At 71.9% G+C, this 1,707-nt stretch carries 3 protein-coding genes; 2 read left to right on the top strand and 1 reads right to left on the bottom strand.

All coding sequences use genetic code 11. From position 1 onward, the window contains the following. Nucleotides 1-540: DUF6597 domain-containing transcriptional factor (locus ACWGIC_RS43780; RefSeq protein ID WP_452081849.1), on the bottom strand; the 540-nt coding region annotated here is incomplete at its 3' end. Between the two features lie 38 nt (nucleotides 541-578). On the opposite strand from ACWGIC_RS43780, the gene ACWGIC_RS43775 reads away from it, so the two are divergent. Together ACWGIC_RS43775 and ACWGIC_RS43770 are read left to right on the top strand one after the other, a co-directional pair. Continuing rightward, nucleotides 579-977 carry an NUDIX hydrolase gene (locus ACWGIC_RS43775; RefSeq protein WP_452081848.1) on the top strand — a complete coding sequence of 133 codons (399 nt, stop codon included), beginning with the start codon at nucleotides 579-581 and terminating at the stop codon, nucleotides 975-977. A 198-nt stretch (nucleotides 978-1,175) separates the two neighbouring features. Then, on the top strand, nucleotides 1,176-1,655 hold the full coding sequence (locus ACWGIC_RS43770) for an MmpS family transport accessory protein (protein WP_452081847.1): 480 nt from the start codon (nucleotides 1,176-1,178) through the stop codon (nucleotides 1,653-1,655). Nucleotides 1,656-1,707 lie beyond the last annotated feature (52 nt).

Below are 1,707 nucleotides of genomic sequence, written 5' to 3'. Positions count from 1 at the left end.
GGTGGGGCCCGGTTTCGCTGGGGGCGGGACGACCGCGGGTCCTCCGTGCCGGTGATCCGCACCGGCCGGGCGCTGCGCGAAGTGCTGGCCCGGAGTCTCGACCTCCCGGGCAGTCTCGGCGGCGAGCTGCGCCAGTATCCGCTCCACGACTGGATCCGCCGCGACCGCCTGGTCCGCCGCGACGTCCGCCATCGCATCGGCGAGGTCGCGGCCGCTGAGGATTTCATCGGCGAGCGTCGCGCCGCGGTGGTTCCACAGGTCCGCGAGCGAAACCCGGCTGTCGCGCAGTTCGTCCGCGCCCACGCCGAGCATCGCGGCCGCAGCGCCCGGCTCGAAGCGCAGGCCGCGCACCCGCGCGCCGGGCGGGAACACCGACGTCCACGCCGCCGTGTCCGGCCCCGCGACGAACACCTCGCCGCCGCCCGCGACGAGATCTACGCAGCCGTCCGGGACGATCCGCTTCGGCCCGCGCTCGACCGACTCCCAGCGGCACCGCACGAAGCGGCGCAGCGGGTCCGGCGGCGGGCTTTCGCAGTACACCCCGCGATCATGCCTCGCGGGTACGACAGAATGCGCGCATGACCCCGATCGACGCTTTGGCCTGGGTCCACGTGCGGGACCGGCGGCTGCTGTCCGTCCGCACGACCGGCAAGGAAAAGTTCTATCTTCCCGGCGGCAAGCGCGAACCCGGCGAGGGCGACGTCGAAGGGCTGTGCCGGGAGATCCGCGAGGAACTCGGCGTCGCGCTCGACCCGCTCAGCTTCCGGTTCTTCGCGCTGCTCGACGAGCAGGCCGACGGATTCGCCGACGGCCGCCGCGTCCGGATGACCTGCTACACCGCCGACCACACCGGCGAACCGGAGCCGTCGGCCGAGATCGCCGAAGCAGCCTGGCTGCGCTCCGCGGACGCCGCCGCCTGCCCGCCCGCCGGACAGCGCGTGCTGCGGATGCTGGCCGACGCCGGACTGGTCGACTGATCACCCTGCGTCGCGAGGGGATGGTCCGAGCGTAAGCGGCATCGTGCGTGGTGACCGTACCCTTGAGCGAACCCCTGCTACCCCCAACAGGGTGATAAGAAGCTGATTTTCCCGGGTTGGCTAACGCCGTGTAACGGTCTGGCGAAGAACCAGACGTCGCACTCGCGGGAAGTGCGCTCGAGAAGAGAAGACCTCTCCATGGGTGTTCCTGGCGCGACCCGGCCCACGGCGGACCGGGGGGATACGGGCAGGCTGCGGCCGCTCGGAAGCGCGGTGGTCGTGGTCGGCGTCATCGCCGTCGCGGTCACTGTCGCGTGGTACGTCATGCCGAAAGCGAATCCGGGCCGGCCCGCTCCGGCCGCGTCGGTGCCGTCGGTGACCGTCGAACCGGCGGTCGCCCGCGAGGTGACCCGCACGGTCGTCTACGAACTGACCGGCGGGGACGTCGCGCACAACCTCACCTACGTCGCGACCGGCGGCGACCTCGAACAACAGGCCGAGGTGCAGCTGCCCTGGTCGGTGACCGTGCAGCGGACGGCTCCCGCCGGGCAGGCGGTGTTCAGCAGCCTGGTCGCGCAGAGCGCCGGGGCGCTGCTGTGCCGGATCCGGGTGGACGGGCACGTGGTCGCCGAGAAAGCGGTGTCGGGGGAGGGGCGGCAGCTCAGCTGCAGCGCCTGACCCACGTCCGCAGTTGTCCGTGAAGGGCTCCTTGAGGGAATCAGATTCCCTC

The organism is Amycolatopsis sp. NPDC054798, assembly GCF_053611505.1.
The sequence above is the reverse complement of the archived record's forward strand: the minus strand, read 5'-3'. Positions and strand labels throughout refer to the sequence as shown.

Coding starts and splice junctions, on each gene's coding strand:
- ACWGIC_RS43775 (WP_452081848.1), top strand. CDS start 579: ATGACCCCGATCGACGCTTTGGCCTGGGTCCACGTGCGGGACCGGCGG.
- ACWGIC_RS43770 (WP_452081847.1), top strand. CDS start 1,176: ATGGGTGTTCCTGGCGCGACCCGGCCCACGGCGGACCGGGGGGATACG.